This is a genomic window from Streptomyces coeruleoprunus (assembly GCF_039542925.1).
Classification (GTDB): Bacteria; Actinomycetota; Actinomycetes; order Streptomycetales; family Streptomycetaceae; genus Streptomyces; species Streptomyces coeruleoprunus.
The window spans coordinates 2861937-2879833 of sequence record NZ_BAABIT010000001.1 but is presented as its reverse complement, the minus strand read 5'-3'; the positions used below and the strand labels follow the sequence as shown (position 1 = coordinate 2879833).

The window sequence follows — 17897 nt, the reverse complement described above, 5'->3', positions numbered from 1 at the left end:
CATTGAATGGCACGCGTTTCCGGTGTCGACATCCCGCGCGACAAGCGCGTGGAGGTCGCACTCACCTACGTCTTCGGTATCGGCCGCACCCTGGCGAAGGAGACCCTCGCCTCCACCGGTGTGAACCCGAATGCCCGCGTTCGTGACCTGTCCGAGGAGGACCTGGTCAAGATCCGCGAGTACGTGGACAACAACATCAAGACCGAGGGTGACCTCCGCCGCGAGATCCAGGCCGACATCCGCCGCAAGGTCGAGATCGGCTGCTACCAGGGTCTGCGTCACCGCCGCGGTCTGCCGGTCCACGGCCAGCGCACCAGCACGAACGCTCGTACCCGCAAGGGCCCGCGTCGCGCCATCGCCGGTAAGAAGAAGCCGGGCAAGAAGTAGTCCGCAGCGGACGACTGTCCACGGTCTTCGCTGTAGGACCGACCACCTCCCGTAGGAGTTAAAGACATGCCCCCCAAGGGACGTCAGGGCGCTGCCAAGAAGGTGCGCCGCAAGGAAAAGAAGAACGTCGCTCACGGCCACGCCCACATCAAGAGCACGTTCAACAACACGATCGTGTCCATCACGGACCCGACCGGCAACGTGATCTCCTGGGCCTCCGCCGGCCACGTCGGCTTCAAGGGCTCCCGCAAGTCGACCCCGTTCGCCGCGCAGATGGCCGCCGAGTCGGCCGCGCGCCGCGCGCAGGAGCACGGCATGCGCAAGGTCGACGTCTTCGTCAAGGGTCCGGGCTCCGGCCGTGAGACCGCGATCCGCTCCCTCCAGGCCACCGGCCTCGAGGTCGGCTCGATCCAGGACGTCACGCCCACGCCGCACAACGGCTGCCGTCCGCCCAAGCGCCGCCGCGTCTGACCCGGCAGGCGCGTCTCCGCGTGAGCGGAGGTGACCCGCGCCGCCGCGTCTGACGCAGCTGCTTGTTTTGTGAGGTTCCGGGCGGTACGCCTCTTCGGGGGCGTGCCGCCCGTACCCTTGCAGTATCAGAGGACGTCAAATAGCGGGCGTCCACGACTGAAGGAAAAACACCATGCTGATCGCTCAGCGTCCCTCGCTGACCGAAGAGGTCGTCGACGAGTACCGCTCGCGGTTCGTCATCGAGCCCCTGGAGCCGGGCTTCGGCTACACGCTCGGCAACTCCCTCCGCCGTACGCTCCTGTCGTCGATCCCCGGCGCTGCTGTCACCAGCATCCGCATCGACGGCGTCCTGCACGAGTTCACCACCGTGCCGGGCGTCAAGGAGGACGTCACCGACCTCATCCTCAACATCAAGCAGCTGGTCGTCAGCAGCGAGCACGACGAGCCCGTCGTGATGTACCTGCGCAAGCAGGGCCCGGGCCTCGTGACCGCCGCCGACATCGCGCCCCCGGCCGGTGTCGAGGTGCACAACCCCGACCTCGTCCTCGCCACGCTCAACGGCAAGGGCAAGCTGGAGATGGAGCTGACCGTCGAGCGCGGTCGCGGCTACGTCTCCGCCGTCCAGAACAAGCAGGTGGGTCAGGAGATCGGCCGTATCCCGGTCGACTCGATCTACTCGCCGGTTCTCAAGGTCACCTACAAGGTCGAGGCGACCCGTGTCGAGCAGCGCACCGACTTCGACAAGCTGATCGTCGACGTCGAGACCAAGCAGGCCATGCGGCCGCGCGACGCCATGGCGTCCGCCGGCAAGACGCTGGTCGAGCTGTTCGGTCTCGCGCGTGAGCTGAACATCGACGCCGAGGGCATCGACATGGGCCCGTCCCCCACGGACGCCGCCCTGGCCGCCGACCTGGCGCTGCCGATCGAGGAGCTGGAGCTCACGGTCCGCTCCTACAACTGCCTGAAGCGTGAGGGCATCCACTCCGTGGGTGAGCTCGTCGCGCGTTCCGAGGCCGACCTGCTCGACATCCGCAACTTCGGTGCGAAGTCGATCGACGAGGTCAAGGCGAAGCTGGCCGGCATGGGCCTGGCCCTCAAGGACAGCCCGCCCGGATTCGACCCGACCGCCGCCGCCGACGCCTTCGGCGCCGACGACGACGCGGACGCGGGCTTCGTCGAGACCGAGCAGTACTGATTGATTGCTGCCCGCAGGCGTCCGCCTGCGGGGTCCTGACACCGGTACCTGATACGGCCGGTGCAGATCACAAGGAGAAACACCATGCCGAAGCCCGCCAAGGGTGCCCGTCTGGGCGGCAGCGCCGCGCACGAGAAGCTGCTCCTCGCGAACCTCGCGAAGTCGCTCTTCGAGCACGGCCGCATCACCACGACCGAGGCCAAGGCCCGTCGCCTGCGTCCGGTTGCCGAGCGCCTGATCACCAAGGCGAAGAAGGGCGACATCCACAACCGTCGCCTGGTGCTGCAGACGATCACGGACAAGGGCATCGTCCACACGCTCTTCACCGAGATCGCCCCGCGCTACGCCGAGCGCCCGGGTGGCTACACCCGCATCACCAAGATCGGTAACCGTCGTGGCGACAACGCCCCGATGGCGGTCATCGAGCTGGTCGAGGGCGAGATCGCCAAGAAGGCGACCGTCGCCGAGGCCGAGGCCGCGACCAAGCGCGCGGTGAAGGAGGCCGAGGAGGCCAAGGTCGAGGAGACCAAGGCCGACGAGGCTGCCGAGGCTCCGGCCGAGGAGTCCAAGGACGCCTGAGGCGGTCCTCTCCGCGCGAGCGGAGATGTACCGGACGCCTGAGCGTTCTGACGGCTACGGCTGACGGACGGGTCCGCCCCCCTGTGGGGCGGGCCCGTTCCGTGTTGTTTCCGGTTTGAGAGGATCGATCGCGTGAGCGATGAGGTGGAGCCCGGGTTCGTACGGGTGCGGCTGGACCTGTCCTACGACGGCAAGGACTTCCACGGCTGGGCCAAGCAGGCCGGCGGCCGGCGGACCGTGCAGGGCGAGATCGAGGACGCCCTGCGCACCGTGACGCGGTCCTCGCAGACGTACGAGCTGACCGTCGCGGGGCGCACGGACGCCGGCGTGCACGCGCGCGGCCAGGTCGCGCACGTCGACCTGCCCGAGGCGGTGTGGGCCGAACACCGGGACAAGCTGCTGCGGCGGCTCGCCGGCCGGCTCGCGCACGATGTGCGGGTGTGGCGGGTCGAGGAGGCGCCGCGCGGCTTCAACGCGCGGTTCTCGGCGATCTGGCGGCGGTACGCCTATCGCGTCACCGACAACCCCGGCGGCGTCGACCCGCTGCTGCGCGGGCACGTCCTGTGGCACGACTGGGCGCTCGACGTGGACGCCATGAACGAGGCGGCCGAGCGGCTGCTCGGCGAGCACGACTTCGCCGCGTACTGCAAGAAGCGTGACGGGGCGACCACGATCCGTACGCTCCAGGAGCTGCGGTGGGAGCGGCTGCCCAGCGGTGTGCTGGAGGCGACCGTGCGGGCCGATGCCTTCTGCCACAACATGGTGCGGTCCCTGGTGGGCGCCCTGCTGTTCGTCGGCGACGGGCACCGGACGCCGGACTGGCCGGCGAAGGTGCTGGCCGCGGGCGTGCGGGACTCCGCCGTCCATGTCGTGCGGCCGCACGGGCTCACGCTGGAGGAGGTCGGCTACCCGGCCGACGAGCTGCTGGCCGCCCGGAACCGGGAGGCCCGCAACAAGCGGTCACTGGCCGCCGGCGGGGGCGGTGGCTGCTGCTGACGCCTGCGCGCGGCCGCGGGCGTAGATCTGGTTGAAGGCGAAGGTACCGAGGTCGTCACTGGTCTTGAAGACCGCGGTGTCGCCCTGGGTGACCTTCTTGCCGTTGGTGAACCCGGCCTGGGTGAAGTACGCGTAGCGGCCGAGCGAGTTCGAGCGGCGCAGGCAGACCGTGGCGCGGCAGAAGTCGCCGATGCCGTCGCCGGCCAGCGGGGCGATGCCGCCCTTCGACTCGTTCTTCGCCTTCAGGGCCGCGGCCTGGTCGCCGAAGACGGCCACGCCGATGGTGATGGCGACGCCGTCGCGCTCGTAGGTGGCGCGGAGGACGTGCGTGCAGCCGTGCTTCTGGAGGACCGTGCCGAGCCCGGCCTGCGTGACCGCGGCGCAGTTGGTGGTGGAGCCGGTGGCGCCCTTCTGGTAGACGCGGTCGCCCATGGTGAGCTTCTTGCCGGGGAACAGGCTGTCCGCGTCGAGCGGTGCCTTGTCCTTCTCGGCGGTGGAGATGAAGTCCATCGGGTTCGGCGGGGGCGGGGGCGCGACGGACGAGAACGACGGCTGGGGGCCCGTCGGGTCGGCCGGGATCTCGGCGCCGCCGGGAGCGGTGGGGCCGAGGGAGCCGGTCTGTCCGCCGCCCTGGTCGCCGGTGCTGTTGGTGGAGACCACGGCGACCGCGACGATCGTCGCGATGGCGGCGGTGGCCAGCACGCCGCCGCCGGCCAGCAGCCAGCGCTTACGGCGCTGGCGCTGGGCGGACGCGTCGGCGAGGGCGCCCCAGTCGGGGGTGTCGGAGGAGGCTGCCGGGGGCTGCTGCCCGTACGGGGTGCCGTAGGGCGGGCTCTGCTGCTGTCCCGGCTGGGCGCCGTGCTGCGGGCCCTGCTGTCCGTACTGCTGGCCGTACGGATCCTGGCCGAAGCCGCCGTTCGGCTGGTGTGGCTGCTGCGGCCACTGCGGTCCCCCAAAGCTCATGCCGCGCATCCTAATCCGGTTGGGAGAGGGCGCGGACGGCGGTCAGAATGCCTCCCATGGGACATGTCGAGGTCGCGCATCTGGAGTACCACCTGCCGGACGGGAGGGCGCTGCTCGGCGATGTGTCGTTCCGGGTGGGGGAGGGCGCGGTCGTCGCGCTCGTCGGCGCCAACGGGGCGGGCAAGACGACGCTGCTGCGCCTGATCTCCGGGGAGCTGCAGCCGCACGGCGGCAAGGTCACCGTGAGCGGTGGCCTCGGGGTGATGCCGCAGTTCGTGGGCTCCGTGCGGGACGACCGGACGGTGCGGGACCTGCTGGTGTCGGTGGCGCCGGTCCGGATCCGTGAGGCCGCCCGGGCCGTCGACGAGGCCGAGCACCTGATCATGACGGTGGACGACGAGGCCGCGCAGATGCGGTACGCGCAGGCGCTCAGCGACTGGGCGGAGGCGCGCGGCTACGAGGCCGAGACGCTGTGGGACATGTGCACGACGGCAGCGCTGGGCGTGCCGTACGAGAAGGCGCAGTTCCGCGAGGTGCGCACGCTGAGCGGCGGTGAGCAGAAGCGGCTGGTGCTGGAGGCGCTGCTGCGCGGGCCGGAGCAGGTGCTGCTGCTGGACGAGCCGGACAACTACCTGGACGTCCCGGGGAAGCGGTGGCTGGAGGAGCGGCTCGGGGAGACCCGTAAGACCGTGTTGTTCGTCTCGCACGACCGGGAGCTGCTGGCGCGGGCGGCGCAGAAGATCGTCGCGGTGGAGCCCGGGGCCGCGGGGTCGGACGTCTGGGTGCACGGCGGGGGCTTCGGCACGTTCCACGAGGCGCGGCGGGAGCGGTTCGCCCGCTTCGAGGAGCTGAAGCGGCGCTGGGAGGAGAAGCACGCCCAGCTCAAGCGGCTGGTGCTGGACCTGCGGCAGGCCGCGTCGATCAGCCATGAGATGGCGTCGCGGTACGCGGCGGCGCAGACCCGGCTGCGGAAGTTCGAGGAGGCCGGGCCGCCGCCGGAGCCGCCGCGCGAGCAGGACATCCGGATGCGGCTGCGGGGCGGGCGCACCGGGGTGCGGGCGGTGGAGTGCCGGGGCCTGGAGCTGACGGGCCTGATGAAGCCGTTCGACCTGGAGGTCTTCTACGGGGAGCGGGTCGCCGTCCTGGGCTCGAACGGCTCGGGCAAGTCGCACTTCCTGCGGCTCCTGGCCGGGGACGGCTCGGTGGCGCACGCGGGCGCGTGGAAGCTGGGTGCCCGGGTGGTGCCGGGCCACTTCGCGCAGACCCACGCCCATCCGGAGCTGGAGGCCCGGACGCTGGTCGACATCCTGTGGACCGAGCATGCCAAGGACCGCGGCGGGGCGATGTCGGTGCTGCGCCGGTACGAGCTGGAGCGCCAGGGCGACCAGGTCTTCGGCCGCCTGTCGGGCGGCCAGCAGGCACGCTTCCAGATCCTGCTGCTGGAGCTGTCGGGGGCGACGGCGCTGCTGCTGGACGAGCCGACGGACAACCTGGACCTGGAGTCGGCGGAGGCCCTGCAGGCGGGGCTGGAGGCCTTTGAGGGCACGGTGCTGGCGGTGACGCACGACCGGTGGTTCGCGCGCTCCTTCGACCGGTACCTGGTGTTCGGTACGGACGGGGTCGTACGGGAGACGCCGGAGCCGGTGTGGGACGAGCGGCGGGTGGAACGCCGCCGCTAGGTCGTGTCCGGCGGATCATGCCTGGGCCGCGGGGTCTGGCACGCACTCCCCCAAGCCCTGACGGGCAGGGGGACCCCCAGCGGCGTTGTCGTCGGTCGCGATGGCTCCGCCATCCCTCCCTCCTCCGCCTTGCAGCCGCACGCACCAGACCCCGCTCACCAGCAGTCAAAGGCACCGCCCAGCGATGTCGGCATGATCCGCCGGACACTCCCCAGGTGTGGTCGCGCCTCGTTTTGACCCGCCAGGGGGCGCCCGAGTATTCTTCTGGTTCGTTATGCGTACTGGCTTGCTCTATCTCACGTGAGAGGCCGTTACGCCGGTCCACCGGGCCGATGACCAGCGACCAGCACTCGGTTTGCGTCACCGACGTGTGGTCATGGCTGTCGTGATCGTCCGTGGTGGCCTTGACAGGACCCACTCACTGAAGAAGCGAAGGCTACGACCGTGCGTACGTACAGCCCCAAGCCCGGCGATGTGACCCGCCAGTGGCACGTCATTGACGCCCAGGACGTCGTTCTGGGCCGTCTGGCGAGCACCGCCGCCACCCTTCTGCGGGGCAAGCACAAGCCCGTGTACGCCCCCCACATGGACATGGGCGATTTCGTCATCATCATCAACGCCGACAAGGTGCACCTGTCCGGCAACAAGCGGACCCAGAAGATGGCGTACCGCCACTCCGGCTACCCGGGTGGTCTGCGCTCCGTCCGCTACGACGAGCTGCTGGACAAGAACCCGGAGAAGGCCATCGAGAAGGCCGTCAAGGGCATGCTCCCCAAGAACTCCCTCGGCCGTCAGATGCTCTCGAAGCTGAAGGTCTACGCGGGCGAGAACCACCCGCACGCTGCCCAGCAGCCGGTCCCGTTCGAGATCACCCAGGTCGCGCAGTAAGTCCGGCCACCCCCTAAGACGAAGAGAATCTGAGGAGAATCGTGGCCGAGACCACCCCTGAGACCCCTGTCGACGAGTTCGAGGGCGTCGAGGAGTACACCACCGAGACCGAGGCCGTGGAGGGCGAGTACACCTCCGAGTCCCTGGCCTCCCGCTTCGGCGACCCGCAGCCGGCCGCCGGCCTGGGCCGTCGCAAGAACGCCATCGCCCGCGTCCGGATCGTTCCGGGCTCCGGCAAGTGGAAGATCAACGGTCGCACCCTTGAGGACTACTTCCCGAACAAGGTGCACCAGCAGGAAGTCAACGAGCCCTTCAAGGTGCTCGAGCTCGACAACCGCTACGACGTCATCGCCCGCATCTCCGGCGGCGGCGTCTCCGGTCAGGCCGGCGCCCTGCGCCTCGGCGTGGCCCGCGCCCTCAACGAGGCGGACGTGGACAACAACCGCGGCCCGCTGAAGAAGGCCGGCTTCCTGAGCCGCGACGACCGTGCCGTCGAGCGCAAGAAGGCCGGTCTCAAGAAGGCCCGCAAGGCCCCGCAGTACAGCAAGCGCTAATCTCGCGCCTGCTCGGTCTGCTCGTAAGGTACGCCCCGGCGGCACATTCTGTGTGCCGCCGGGGCGCGCCCCTTTCAGGGGCCAGTGGCGGGCGTCGCTGGGGACGCCTGTGGATCGCAATGGAGGACAGCTGTGGGACGACTCTTCGGCACGGATGGCGTGCGCGGTGTCGCCAACGCGGACCTGACGGCGGAGCTGGCGCTCGGCCTGTCGGTCGCGGCGGCGCACGTGCTCGCCGAGGCGGGGACCTTCGAGGGGCATCGGCCGACCGCGGTGGTCGGGCGTGACCCGCGTGCGTCGGGAGAGTTCCTGGAGGCCGCCGTCGTGGCGGGCCTCGCGAGTGCCGGCGTCGACGTCCTGCGCGTCGGTGTGCTGCCCACCCCGGCCGTGGCCTACCTGACCGGGTCGCTGGGTGCCGACCTCGGCGTGATGCTGTCCGCCTCGCACAACGCCATGCCGGACAACGGCATCAAGTTCTTCGCGCGCGGCGGTCACAAACTGGCCGACGACCTGGAGGACCGGATCGAGGCCGTGTACGAGCAGCACCGCACCGGCGAGCCGTGGGACCGGCCGACCGGCGCGGGCGTGGGCCGCGTCAAGGACTACGAGCAGGGCGCCGACGAGTACATCGCGCATCTGCTCTCGGCGCTGCCGAACCGCCTCGAAGGCCTGAAGATCGTGCTCGACGAGGCGCACGGCGCCGCGTCCCGCGTCTCGCCCGCCGCGTTCGCGCAGGCCGGTGCCGAGGTCGTCACCATCGGCGCCACGCCCGACGGGCTCAACATCAACGACGGCTGCGGCTCCACGCACCTGGAGATGCTGCGCGCCGCCGTCCTCGAGCACGGCGCCGACCTGGGCATCGCGCACGACGGCGACGCCGACCGCTGCCTGGCCGTGGACCACACCGGCGCCGAGGTGGACGGCGACCAGATCCTCGCCGTGCTGGCGCTGGCCATGCGGGAGGCGGGCACGCTGCGCGGCGACACCGTTGTCGCGACGGTCATGTCGAACCTGGGCTTCAAGCTGGCGATGGAGCGCGAGGGCCTCCAGCTCGTCCAGACCGCGGTCGGTGACCGGTACGTGCTCGAGGAGATGAAGGACAAGGGCTACGCGCTGGGCGGCGAGCAGTCCGGGCACGTCATCGTCCTGGACCACGCCACGACCGGCGACGGCACCCTGACCGGTCTGCTGCTGGCCGCGCGCGTCGCGGCGACCGGGCGGTCGCTGGCGGAGCTGGCGGGCGTGATGGAGCGGCTGCCGCAGGTCCTGATCAACGTCAAGAACGTCGACAAGTCCCGGGTGAAGACCTCCGCCGAACTGGGCCACGCCGTGGCCGACGCCGAGCGGGTCCTCGGCACCACCGGCCGGGTGCTGCTGCGCCCGTCGGGCACGGAGCCCCTCGTCCGGGTGATGGTCGAGGCCGCCGACATCGAGCAGGCCCGCTCGGTGGCCGGTCAGCTCGCGGACGTGGTGAAGTCGGCGCTGGGCTGAAGCCGGCGCCGTACGGACGGACGAAGGGGGCGCCCCGCCGGAGTGACCGGCGGGGCGCCCCCTTGCCGTGCGCCTGGGCGCGCTCAGTCGGTCGTGTGCTTGTGCTGGACCGACCAGAGCGCCTTCTGCGTGAGCAGCGTCAGGGTGCCCGCCAGGACGATGCCGCCCAGGTTCGCCAGCAGCTGGCCGGTGGAGCCCCAGAACTGGCCGTAGTCGGTGTACGAGAGCGCCACCGCCGCGTTCGCGGCCGCGGGCACCGTGGTCACCGAGATCGCCACGCCGATCAGCGCCGCCGACTTCGACGAGGTGAGCGAGAGCGTGCCCGCGATACCCGCGAGGAACGCCACCACGAACGACATCCAGTCCGGCTGCCAGATGAAGGACGTGTTCGGGCGAGGTGCCTCGAACATGTCGAACGTGAAGAGGCCGAGGGTGTCCATCAGCCAGGCGAAGCCCGAGGTGAACACCATCGCCGCCGCGAAACCGCCGATCAGCGCGTACAGCGAGCGCACGCCGAGGTGCCGGCTGCGCAGCACGAGGGCGGTGGAGAGGCCGGCCAGCGGGCCGAACTCGGGTCCGACCGCCATCGCGCCCACGATCAGGATGGCGTTGTCGAGCATCACACCGCACGCGGCGAGCATCGTCGCCACGGCCAGGAAGGCGACGTACGTGACGGTGAAGCGGGATTCCTCGTCCGTCGCGTTGGTCAGCTGCTCCCACAGGACCGCGTCGGCGGCCGCGCCGGGGGCCTCCTCCTCGGCCTGCTCCGCGCGCGAGGACAGCGACAGGTCGATGTTCTCGACGGAGATCGACCCGCACTCGGCCAGGCCCATGTCGCGCAGACGGCCGATGACCTCGTCGCCCGCCTCCCGCGCCACGTCGCACAGGACCAGGTCGCCGGACGGGCTGCGGGCGGCGCCGGGCACGACGGCGAGGTGCGTGGTGCCGACGGACTTCTCCAGGGTGGCGACGACCTCCTCCGTGCGCGGGGCGGGGACGATCAGACGCAGATGCAGCACGGCTCTCCTCGGAGCGTCAGAGCTTGCGGAGCGACAGCCGCTGGACCTTGTGGTCGGGGCCCTTCCGTACGACCAGATGGGCGCGCCCGCGCGTGGGGGCCACATTCTCCAGCAGGTTCACCTTGTTGATGGTCCGCCACATCGTGCGGGCGTAGTCGAGGGCTTCCTCCTCGCTGACCTGCGTGTACTTCCGGAAGTACGAGGAGGGGTCCTGGAACGCGGTCTCGCGGAGCTTGCGGAAGCGGTTCAGGTACCAGCGCTCGATGTCCTCGGGGCGCGCGTCCACGTACACGGAGAAGTCGAAGTAGTCGGCCAGGCCGACGCGGGTGCGGCCGTCCTTGCCGGGAAGGGCCGGCTGGAGGACGTTGAGGCCCTCGACGATGAGGATGTCGGGGCGCCGGACCGTGAGGCGCTGCCCCGGGACGATGTCGTAGATGAGGTGCGAGTAGACCGGCGCCGTCACCTCCTCCTTGCCCGCCTTGATGTCCGCGACGAACCGGGTGAGCGCCCGCCGGTCGTACGACTCGGGGAAGCCCTTGCGGGACATCAGCCCACGTGCCTGCAGCTCCTTCATCGGCAGCAGGAACCCGTCGGTGGTGACCCGCTCCACGCGCGGGTGCTCCGGCCACCGGGCGAGCAGCGCCTGGAGGAGGCGGGCGACCGTGGACTTGCCGACGGCCACGGATCCCGCGACGCCTATGACGAACGGCGTGCCGCGCTGCGCACCCTTCTCGCCGAGGAACGTGTTGAGCGCCCCGCGCAGGTTCGCGGTGGCGCCCACGTAGAGGTTGAGGAGCCGGGACAGCGGCAGGTAGATGTCGCGGACCTCGTCGAGGTCGATGACGTCGCCGAGACCGCGCAGCCGCTCGACCTCCTCGGCGGTGAGCGGCAGCGGCGTCTTGTCCCGCAGCGCGCTCCACTCCTCGCGGGTGAGGTCGACGTACGGCGTGGACTCCGCCCGGCGAGGGGCGGAGCCCGCAGCCCGGCCGGCCGTGCTGCTGGGTGGCGGCGAGGTGATCACAGGGCCATTGTCCGTCGTACGGGGTGGCTGTGGGGGGTGGGGTCGGTCACGTGGGTGGGGCCCGGGGCCCGGGCCCGGCGGCCGGAGTGTCACACGCGGCACTTATCGTGTGCACATCATTCACACAGAAAGCAGTCTCATGCGAGCCACCTACATTCGCCGTTCCGCCGTCGCCGCCACCGCGGTGTCCCTGGCCCTGCTCGTCACCGCCTGCGGCGGAGAGAAGGGCAAGACGGGTGGTGCGGACAAGCCCACGGGCGGGGCGTCCGCCCCGGCCGCGGCCGAGCCCGCCGCCAAGGTCCTGACCGCCGCCGAGCTGGAGTCGGCGGTCATCGCCCAGGGCGACGTCAAGGGCTACAAGGTCGAGAAGCCCGGCGCCGATGACATCACCAAGGAGGTCTCCACGGACAAGGCCGAGTGCAAGCCGCTCGCCGACGTCGTCTCCGCCGTCGCGCTCGGCACGCCCGCCGCGACCGTGCAGCGCAAGGTCGTCCAGGAGCCGTCCAAGGACATCAAGAGCCCCGCCGACGCCTTCAACGTCAGCGCGATCATGGACTCGCTCGCCGCCTACGAGGGCAAGGGCGCCGAGGAGGTCGTCGCGTCGCTGCGCGCCGCCGGTACCGCGTGCGCCGGTGGCTTCACCGTCACCGCCGACGGCGAGAAGACCAAGGTCCTCAAGGTCACGGAGCAGAAGGTGACGGGCGGTCAGGAGGCCGTCGGCTTCACGCTGCTGTCGGACATGGAGGGCACTCCCATGCCGGTCAAGATCGCTGTCGTGCGCCAGGGCGGCACGCTCGCCTCCTTCTCCGTCTTCAACCTGGGCGTCGCCACCACCGGCGCCAAGGACTTCCCGCTGCCCGCCGACCTCATCGCCGCGCAGGTCGCGAAGGTCGCCAAGCTGGGCTGACGCCGCGTCGGCCCGCCGGAGCCGTAGGCTGCCGCCATGTGCGGAATCGTGGGATACGTCGGCGGACAGTCGGCGCTTGATGTCGTCATCGCCGGACTGAAGCGGCTCGAGTACCGCGGCTACGACTCGGCGGGCGTCGCCGTGCTCGCCGACGGCGGGCTGGCCGCGGCCAAGAAGGCGGGCAAGCTCGTCAACCTGGAGAAGGAACTGGTCGGTCGGCCCCTGCCGAGCGGGTCCACCGGGATCGGACACACCCGGTGGGCCACGCACGGCGGGCCGACCGACGCCAACGCGCACCCGCACCTGGACAACGCGGGCCGCGTCGCCGTCGTCCACAACGGCATCATCGAGAACTTCGCCGCGCTGCGCGCCGAACTGGCCGAGCGCGGCCACGACCTGGCGTCCGAGACGGACACCGAGGTCGTCGCGCACCTCCTGGCCGAGGTGCACTCGTCCACCGCCGACCTCGCCGAGGCCATGCGCCAGGTGTGCCGGCGGCTCGAAGGGGCGTTCACGCTCGTCGCCGTGCACGCCGACGAACCCGACGTCGTCGTCGGCGCCCGCCGCAACTCGCCGCTCGTCGTGGGCGTGGGCGAGGGCGAGTCGTTCCTCGCGTCGGACGTCGCGGCGTTCATCGAGCACACCCGGGCCGCCATCGAACTCGGCCAGGACCAGGTCGTCGAGCTGCGCCGGGACGGCGTCACGGTCACCGACTTCGACGGCGGGCCCGCCGAGGTCCGCTCGTACCACGTCGACTGGGACGCCTCCGCCGCCGAGAAGGGCGGCTACGACTACTTCATGCTCAAGGAGATCGCCGAGCAGCCGAAGGCCGTCGCCGACACGCTGCTCGGCCGGATCGACGCCGAGGGCTCCCTGACGCTCGACGAGGTGCGGATCCCCGCGTCCGCGCTGCGCGAGGCCACCAAGGTCGTCATCGTCGCCTGCGGCACGGCCTTCCACGCCGGCCTCATCGCCAAGTACGCCATCGAGCACTGGACCCGCATCCCCTGCGAGGTGGAGCTGGCCAGCGAGTTCCGCTACCGGGACCCCATCCTCGACCACCGGACCCTCGTCGTCGCCATCTCGCAGTCCGGCGAGACGATGGACACCCTGATGGCGCTGCGGCACGCCCGCGAGCAGGGCGCCCGCGTGCTCGCCATCTGCAACACCAACGGGTCGACCATCCCGCGCGAGTCCGACGCCGTGCTCTACACGCACGCCGGCCCCGAGGTCGCGGTCGCCTCCACCAAGGCCTTCCTCACCCAGCTCGTCGCCTGCTACCTGGTCGCCCTGTACCTCGGCCAGGTGCGCGGCACCAAGTGGGGCGACGAGATCCGGGCCGTCATCCGGGACCTCGCGCGGATCGCCGAGGACGTGGAGCGCGTCCTGGAGACGATGGAGCCCGTACGGGAGCTGGCGCGGTCGCTCGCCGACAAGGACACCGTGCTGTTCCTGGGGCGGCACGTGGGCTACCCGGTCGCCCTGGAGGGCGCGCTGAAGCTCAAGGAGCTGGCGTACATGCACGCCGAGGGCTTCGCCGCCGGCGAGCTGAAGCACGGGCCGATCGCGCTCATCGAGCAGGACCTGCCCGTCGTCGTGGTGGTGCCCTCGCCGCGCGGGCGCTCCGTGCTCCACGGCAAGATCGTCTCCAACATCCAGGAGATCCGGGCGCGGGGCGCGCGCACCATCGTCATCGCCGAGGAGGGCGACGAGGCCGTCGTCCCGTACGCCGATCACCTGATCCGGATCCCGGCGACGCCCGTGCTCCTCCAGCCGCTGGTCTCCACCGTGCCCCTCCAGGTCTTCGCGTGCGAACTCGCCACCGCCCGGGGCAACGAGGTCGACCAGCCCCGCAACCTGGCGAAGTCGGTCACCGTCGAATGATCATCGGAGTGGGCATCGACGTCGCCGCGATCGACCGGTTCGCGGCGGCGCTGGAGCGGACGCCGCACCTCGCGGAACGGCTGTTCCTGGAGCGGGAGTTGCTGCTGCCGAGCGGCGAGCGGCGCGGTATCGCCTCGCTCGCGGCCCGGTTCGCCGCGAAGGAGGCCATCGCCAAGGCGCTCGGCGCGCCGGCGGGGCTGCACTGGACGGACGCCGAGGTGTACGTCGAGGAGAGCGGGCAGCCCCGGCTGCGGGTGCGGGGCACGGTCGCCGCTCGCGCGGCCGAGCTGGGCGTGCGGAACTGGCACGTGTCCCTCAGCCACGATGCGGGAATGGCGTCGGCGGTGGTGATCGCCGAGGGGTGAGGGGCCCTGGCCGGGGGCCTTGCCGGGTTGTCGAGTGCGAGTGCAGGAGGTCGGGCTGGTGCGTACCGCCTATCGAGTCGAGACCGTGCGGGCCGCCGAGGCCGCGTTGATGGCCCGGCTCCCGGACGGGGCCCTGATGCAGCGGGCCGCCGCCGGGCTGGCCGGTGCCTGCGCGACGATCCTCGGCCGGGTCTACGGCGCCCGCGTGGTGGTCCTCGCGGGCAGCGGCGACAACGGCGGCGACGCCCTGTACGCCGGGGCCCGGCTCGCCCGGCGCGGCGCCGGGGTGTCGGCCGTGCTGCTCGGCGCGCGGGCCCACGAGGGCGGCCTGGCCGCGCTGACCCGGGCCGGCGGGCGCGTCGCCGACGACCCGTTCGCGGTGCTGGCCCGCGCCGACCTGGTCCTGGACGGCATCACCGGCATCGGCGGCCGTGGCGGCCTGCGTCCCGACGCCGTCCCGGTGGTGCGGGCCGCGCGCGGCTCGGACGCCGTCGTGGTGGCCGTGGACCTGCCGAGCGGCGTGGCGGCCGACACCGGCGCGGTCGACGGCGAGGCCGTACGGGCCGACGCCACGGTGACGTTCGGCGCGTACAAGCCGGGGCTGCTCGTCGACCCGGCGCGGGAGTACGCGGGCGCGGTACGGCTCGTCGACATCGGGCTCGGCCCCCACCTGCCGTCCGTACCCGAGTTGGAGGCCCTCCAGCACGCCGACGTGGCGCGGCTGCTGCCCGTGCCGCGCGTCGAGAGCGACAAGTACCGGCGGGGCGTCGTCGGGGTGGTCGCCGGGTCGGCGCGCTACCCGGGCGCCGCCGTGCTGGCCGTCGCCGGGGCGCTGCGGGGCGGGGCGGGGGCCGTACGGTACGTGGGGCCCGCCGGTCAGGCGGTGCTGGCCCGCTATCCGGAGACCCTGGTGCACGCGGGGCCGCCCGGCCGCGCGGGCCGCGTGCAGGCCTGGGCGATCGGACCGGGGCTCGGCGACACGCCCGGCGTGGACGAGGTCCTGGAGTCGGACGTGCCGGTGCTCGTCGACGCCGACGGGCTGCGCCTGCTCGACCCGGCCGCCGTCCGGGCCCGGACGGCGCCGACGCTGCTGACCCCGCACGCGGGCGAGGCGGCGGCGCTGCTGGGCGTCGCCCGCGACGACGTCGAGGCGCGCCGGCTGGACGCGGTGCGGGAGCTGGCGGCACGGTACGGGGCGACGGTGCTGCTCAAGGGGTCCACCACGCTGGTCGCCGACCCGCGCGGAGACCTGCCGGTGCGGGTCAACCCGACGGGTACGGGGTGGCTGGCCACGGCCGGGAGCGGTGACGTGCTGTCGGGCCTCGCCGGGTCGCTGCTGGCGGCGGGCCTCGCCGCCCGCGACGCCGCGTCGGCCGCGGCGTACCTGCACGGCCTGGCGGCCCGCCGGGCGGCGCGGGGCGCGCCGGTCGCCGCGCACGACGTGGCGGACGCGCTGCCGGGCGCGTGGCGGGACGTCATCGGCTGACGCGCTGCCGGGCGCGTCGCGGACGTCACCGGCTGACGGGAAACTTCACAGGGGTGGGAGAGAGAGCGTGGGGGAGAACCCTCAGGTCGCCGCGCTGGCGCGGCTCATGCCGCCGGTCCACGGGGCCGACGAGCGCATCGACTGGGCGGCCGCCGAGGCCGCGTGGGGCGTCCGCTTCCCGGCGGACTACCGGGCGTTCATGGCCCGGTACGGCGGTGGCAGCATCAACGGCGAGGCGAGCGTGCTGCTGCCGTTGCCACAGCAGGGCGTGCGGTGGCAGCCCGGGGACCTCGGTGAGGAGACGGCCACCGTCCGGCTCATCTGGGAGAAGGAGGGCGGCCGCCGCGTACTGGACGCCGACCCGGGCCACCTCCTGGCGTGGGGCGTCACGGCCGGCCCGGACATCCTGTGCTGGCTCACGACGGACCCCGATCCGGACTGGTGGCCGGTGGTGGTGTGCGGTCGGCACACCTCGTCCCGGTTCACCGTCCACCCGTACGGGATGGCGGAGTTCCTGCGCCGGCTGCTGGGCGACGAGTTCGACGAGCCGCCGGTCAGCCTGGTCTTCTGGGACGGGGCCCCGGTGCGGTTCGTCCACTGGCGGGAGGAGCAGCGGCGCTTCCTGGCGGGGCTCGATCCGGTGACCGGCGAGCCCGACCCGTACGCCGGGACGTGACCCGGGCGACATCCGTGGAAACGGGTCCGCGCGGGCGCACCTGAGACACTGGGCGCGATGAGTACGACACCGCAGCACCTCCGCGCCGCCCGCGAGCACGCGCACGCGCATGCGAACGACCACGCGAACGGCCGCGCGCACACCGACGCGTACGCCCTCGCGGACGACCTCGCCCACGAGCGCGTCCGCGCCCGTGCCGAGATCGACCTCGGCGCGCTGCGCGCCAACGTCCGCACGCTGCGGGCCCGCGTCGCCGCCGGGAACGCCCAGGTCATGGCTGTCGTGAAGGCCGACGCGTACGGGCACGGCGCCGTGCCCTGCGCCCGCGCGGCGCTCGAAGCGGGCGCCGCCTGGCTCGGCACGGCGACCCCGTACGAGGCGCTGGCGCTGCGTGCCGCGGGCATCGAGGCGCCGATCCTGTGCTGGCTGTGGACGCCCGGCGGTCCCTGGCGCGCCGGGATCGAGGCGGGCCTCGACATGACGGTCAGCGGCCGCTGGGCGCTCGACGAGGTCGCCGAGGCCGCCCGCGCCGCCGGCCGCCCGGCCCGCATCCAGCTCAAGGCCGACACCGGCCTCGGCCGCAACGGCTGCCTGGCCGGCGACTGGCCCCACCTGGTGGGCGAGGCGCTGAAGGCGCAGGACCAGGGCCTGGTCCGGGTCACCGGCGTCTGGTCGCACTTCGCGTGCGCCGACGAGCCGGGCCACCCCTCCATCGCCGCCCAGCTGGCGGCCTTCCAGGACATGCTGGAGTACGCGGAGAAGGCCGGCGTCGAGCCCGAGGTGCGGCACATGGCCAACTCGCCCGCCACGCTCACCCTGCCCGAGACGCACTTCGACCTGGTACGCACCGGTGTCGCCACGTACGGCATCTCGCCCAGCCCCGAGCTGGGCACGCCCGCCGACTTCGGGCTGCGCCCCGTGATGCGCCTCTCCGCCTCGGTCGCCGGCGTGAAGCGGGCCCCGGCCGGCCTCGGCGTCAGCTACGGGCACCACTACGTCACCGACCGCGAGACCACCCTCGCCCTCGTTCCGCTCGGCTACGCCGACGGCGTCCCGCGCCACGCGTCGGGACGCGGGCCCGTCCTGGTCGGCGACAAGGTGCGGACGGTCGCCGGGCGCGTCGCGATGGACCAGTTCGTGGTGGACCTCGGCGGAGACGTCGTCGAGCCGGGCGAGCGGGCCGTGCTGTTCGGGCCGGGCGACGACGGGGAGCCCACCGCGGAGGACTGGGCGAGGGCCGCGGGCACCATCGCGTACGAGATCGTGACCCGGATCGGCGCGCGCGTCCCGCGCGTCTATCTGGACGGAACCGGCGAAGAGGCGTAGCGGGGGGAGC

General features: G+C 72.2%; 18 protein-coding genes. 15 read left to right on the top strand and 3 right to left on the bottom strand.

The window, feature by feature from the left end:
• The first annotated feature begins 6 nt into the window (after nt 1–6).
• From rpsM to truA, 5 genes are all read left to right on the top strand, one after another.
• Nucleotides 7–387, top strand: a complete 381-nt coding sequence (rpsM, locus tag ABEB09_RS12385; RefSeq protein ID WP_345689956.1) for a 30S ribosomal protein S13 — start codon at nt 7–9, stop codon at nt 385–387.
• Between the two features lie 66 nt (nt 388–453).
• Complete coding sequence (gene rpsK, locus ABEB09_RS12380) at nt 454–858, top strand: 30S ribosomal protein S11 (RefSeq protein ID WP_003948617.1); 405 nt, start codon at nt 454–456, stop codon at nt 856–858.
• Between the two features lie 172 nt (nt 859–1030).
• Nucleotides 1031–2053 carry a DNA-directed RNA polymerase subunit alpha gene (locus tag ABEB09_RS12375; RefSeq protein WP_003956430.1) on the top strand — a complete coding sequence of 341 codons (1023 nt, stop codon included), beginning with the start codon at nt 1031–1033 and terminating at the stop codon, nt 2051–2053.
• An 84-nt stretch (nt 2054–2137) separates the two neighbouring features.
• Nucleotides 2138–2632: a 50S ribosomal protein L17 gene (gene rplQ / locus ABEB09_RS12370; RefSeq protein ID WP_345689955.1), complete on the top strand. Its 495-nt coding sequence runs from the start codon at nt 2138–2140 to the stop codon at nt 2630–2632.
• Between the two features lie 132 nt (nt 2633–2764).
• Complete coding sequence (gene truA / locus ABEB09_RS12365) at nt 2765–3628, top strand: tRNA pseudouridine(38-40) synthase TruA (protein ID WP_345689954.1); 864 nt, start codon at nt 2765–2767, stop codon at nt 3626–3628.
• Here truA and ABEB09_RS12360 read toward each other — a convergent pair.
• Complete coding sequence (locus ABEB09_RS12360) at nt 3593–4591, bottom strand: hypothetical protein (protein ID WP_345689953.1); 999 nt, start codon at nt 4589–4591, stop codon at nt 3593–3595. The two genes, truA and ABEB09_RS12360, sit on opposite strands and share 36 nt — an antisense overlap.
• Before the next feature lie 56 nt (nt 4592–4647).
• Between ABEB09_RS12360 and ABEB09_RS12355 the strand changes: the two genes are divergently transcribed.
• The 4 genes from ABEB09_RS12355 to glmM all read left to right on the top strand — a co-directional run bounded on the left by ABEB09_RS12355 (nt 4648) and on the right by glmM (nt 9203).
• Nucleotides 4648–6270, top strand: a complete 1623-nt coding sequence (locus tag ABEB09_RS12355; RefSeq protein ID WP_345689952.1) for an ABC-F family ATP-binding cassette domain-containing protein — start codon at nt 4648–4650, stop codon at nt 6268–6270.
• A gap of 444 nt (nt 6271–6714) precedes the next feature.
• Nucleotides 6715–7158: a 50S ribosomal protein L13 gene (gene rplM / locus ABEB09_RS12350; protein WP_345689951.1), complete on the top strand. Its 444-nt coding sequence runs from the start codon at nt 6715–6717 to the stop codon at nt 7156–7158.
• Nucleotides 7159–7199: 41 nt separating this feature from the next.
• Entirely contained in the window at nt 7200–7712 is a 513-nt protein-coding gene (gene rpsI / locus ABEB09_RS12345; protein ID WP_345689950.1) for a 30S ribosomal protein S9, read from the top strand.
• Between the two features lie 132 nt (nt 7713–7844).
• Nucleotides 7845–9203 (top strand): phosphoglucosamine mutase, encoded by a 1359-nt coding sequence (gene glmM, locus ABEB09_RS12340; RefSeq protein ID WP_345689949.1) that lies wholly within the window; start codon nt 7845–7847, stop codon nt 9201–9203.
• 83 nt (nt 9204–9286) lie between these two features.
• On the opposite strand, the gene ABEB09_RS12335 is transcribed toward glmM, so the two are convergent.
• Both ABEB09_RS12335 and coaA read right to left on the bottom strand, forming a co-directional pair.
• A complete protein-coding gene (locus ABEB09_RS12335; protein ID WP_345689948.1) occupies nt 9287–10222 on the bottom strand; it encodes a DUF389 domain-containing protein in 936 nt (311 codons plus the stop codon).
• A gap of 16 nt (nt 10223–10238) precedes the next feature.
• Nucleotides 10239–11243, bottom strand: a complete 1005-nt coding sequence (coaA, locus tag ABEB09_RS12330) for a type I pantothenate kinase (protein ID WP_345689947.1) — start codon at nt 11241–11243, stop codon at nt 10239–10241.
• Nucleotides 11244–11382: 139 nt separating this feature from the next.
• Between coaA and ABEB09_RS12325 the strand changes: the two genes are divergently transcribed.
• From ABEB09_RS12325 to alr, 6 genes are all read left to right on the top strand, one after another.
• The gene (locus ABEB09_RS12325; RefSeq protein ID WP_345689946.1) at nt 11383–12150 is read left to right on the top strand and encodes a hypothetical protein; all 768 of its coding nucleotides are present in this window, start codon (nt 11383–11385) and stop codon (nt 12148–12150) included.
• Nucleotides 12151–12186: 36 nt separating this feature from the next.
• On the top strand, nt 12187–14034 hold the full coding sequence (gene glmS, locus ABEB09_RS12320) for a glutamine--fructose-6-phosphate transaminase (isomerizing) (RefSeq protein ID WP_345689945.1): 1848 nt from the start codon (nt 12187–12189) through the stop codon (nt 14032–14034).
• Complete coding sequence (locus ABEB09_RS12315; RefSeq protein ID WP_345689944.1) at nt 14031–14399, top strand: holo-ACP synthase; 369 nt, start codon at nt 14031–14033, stop codon at nt 14397–14399. Before glmS ends, ABEB09_RS12315 begins: the two co-directional genes overlap by 4 nt.
• 58 nt (nt 14400–14457) lie before the next feature.
• Nucleotides 14458–15885 carry an NAD(P)H-hydrate dehydratase gene (locus tag ABEB09_RS12310; RefSeq protein ID WP_345689943.1) on the top strand — a complete coding sequence of 476 codons (1428 nt, stop codon included), beginning with the start codon at nt 14458–14460 and terminating at the stop codon, nt 15883–15885.
• A 67-nt stretch (nt 15886–15952) separates the two neighbouring features.
• Nucleotides 15953–16561 (top strand): SMI1/KNR4 family protein, encoded by a 609-nt coding sequence (locus tag ABEB09_RS12305; protein WP_345689942.1) that lies wholly within the window; start codon nt 15953–15955, stop codon nt 16559–16561.
• 57 nt (nt 16562–16618) lie between these two features.
• Entirely contained in the window at nt 16619–17887 is a 1269-nt protein-coding gene (alr, locus tag ABEB09_RS12300) for an alanine racemase (protein ID WP_345689941.1), read from the top strand.
• Nucleotides 17888–17897 lie beyond the last annotated feature (10 nt).

Bases quoted from the DNA above. Each gene is read 5' to 3' on its own strand.
- rpsM (WP_345689956.1), top strand. From the start codon at position 7: ATGGCACGCGTTTCCGGTGTCGACATCCCGCGCGACAAGCGCGTGGAG.
- rpsK (WP_003948617.1), top strand. From the start codon at position 454: ATGCCCCCCAAGGGACGTCAGGGCGCTGCCAAGAAGGTGCGCCGCAAG.
- ABEB09_RS12375 (WP_003956430.1), top strand. From the start codon at position 1,031: ATGCTGATCGCTCAGCGTCCCTCGCTGACCGAAGAGGTCGTCGACGAG.
- rplQ (WP_345689955.1), top strand. From the start codon at position 2,138: ATGCCGAAGCCCGCCAAGGGTGCCCGTCTGGGCGGCAGCGCCGCGCAC.
- ABEB09_RS12360 (WP_345689953.1), bottom strand. From the start codon at position 4,591: ATGAGCTTTGGGGGACCGCAGTGGCCGCAGCAGCCACACCAGCCGAAC.
- ABEB09_RS12355 (WP_345689952.1), top strand. From the start codon at position 4,648: ATGGGACATGTCGAGGTCGCGCATCTGGAGTACCACCTGCCGGACGGG.
- ABEB09_RS12325 (WP_345689946.1), top strand. From the start codon at position 11,383: ATGCGAGCCACCTACATTCGCCGTTCCGCCGTCGCCGCCACCGCGGTG.
- glmS (WP_345689945.1), top strand. From the start codon at position 12,187: ATGTGCGGAATCGTGGGATACGTCGGCGGACAGTCGGCGCTTGATGTC.
- ABEB09_RS12315 (WP_345689944.1), top strand. From the start codon at position 14,031: ATGATCATCGGAGTGGGCATCGACGTCGCCGCGATCGACCGGTTCGCG.
- alr (WP_345689941.1), top strand. From the start codon at position 16,619: ATGAGTACGACACCGCAGCACCTCCGCGCCGCCCGCGAGCACGCGCAC.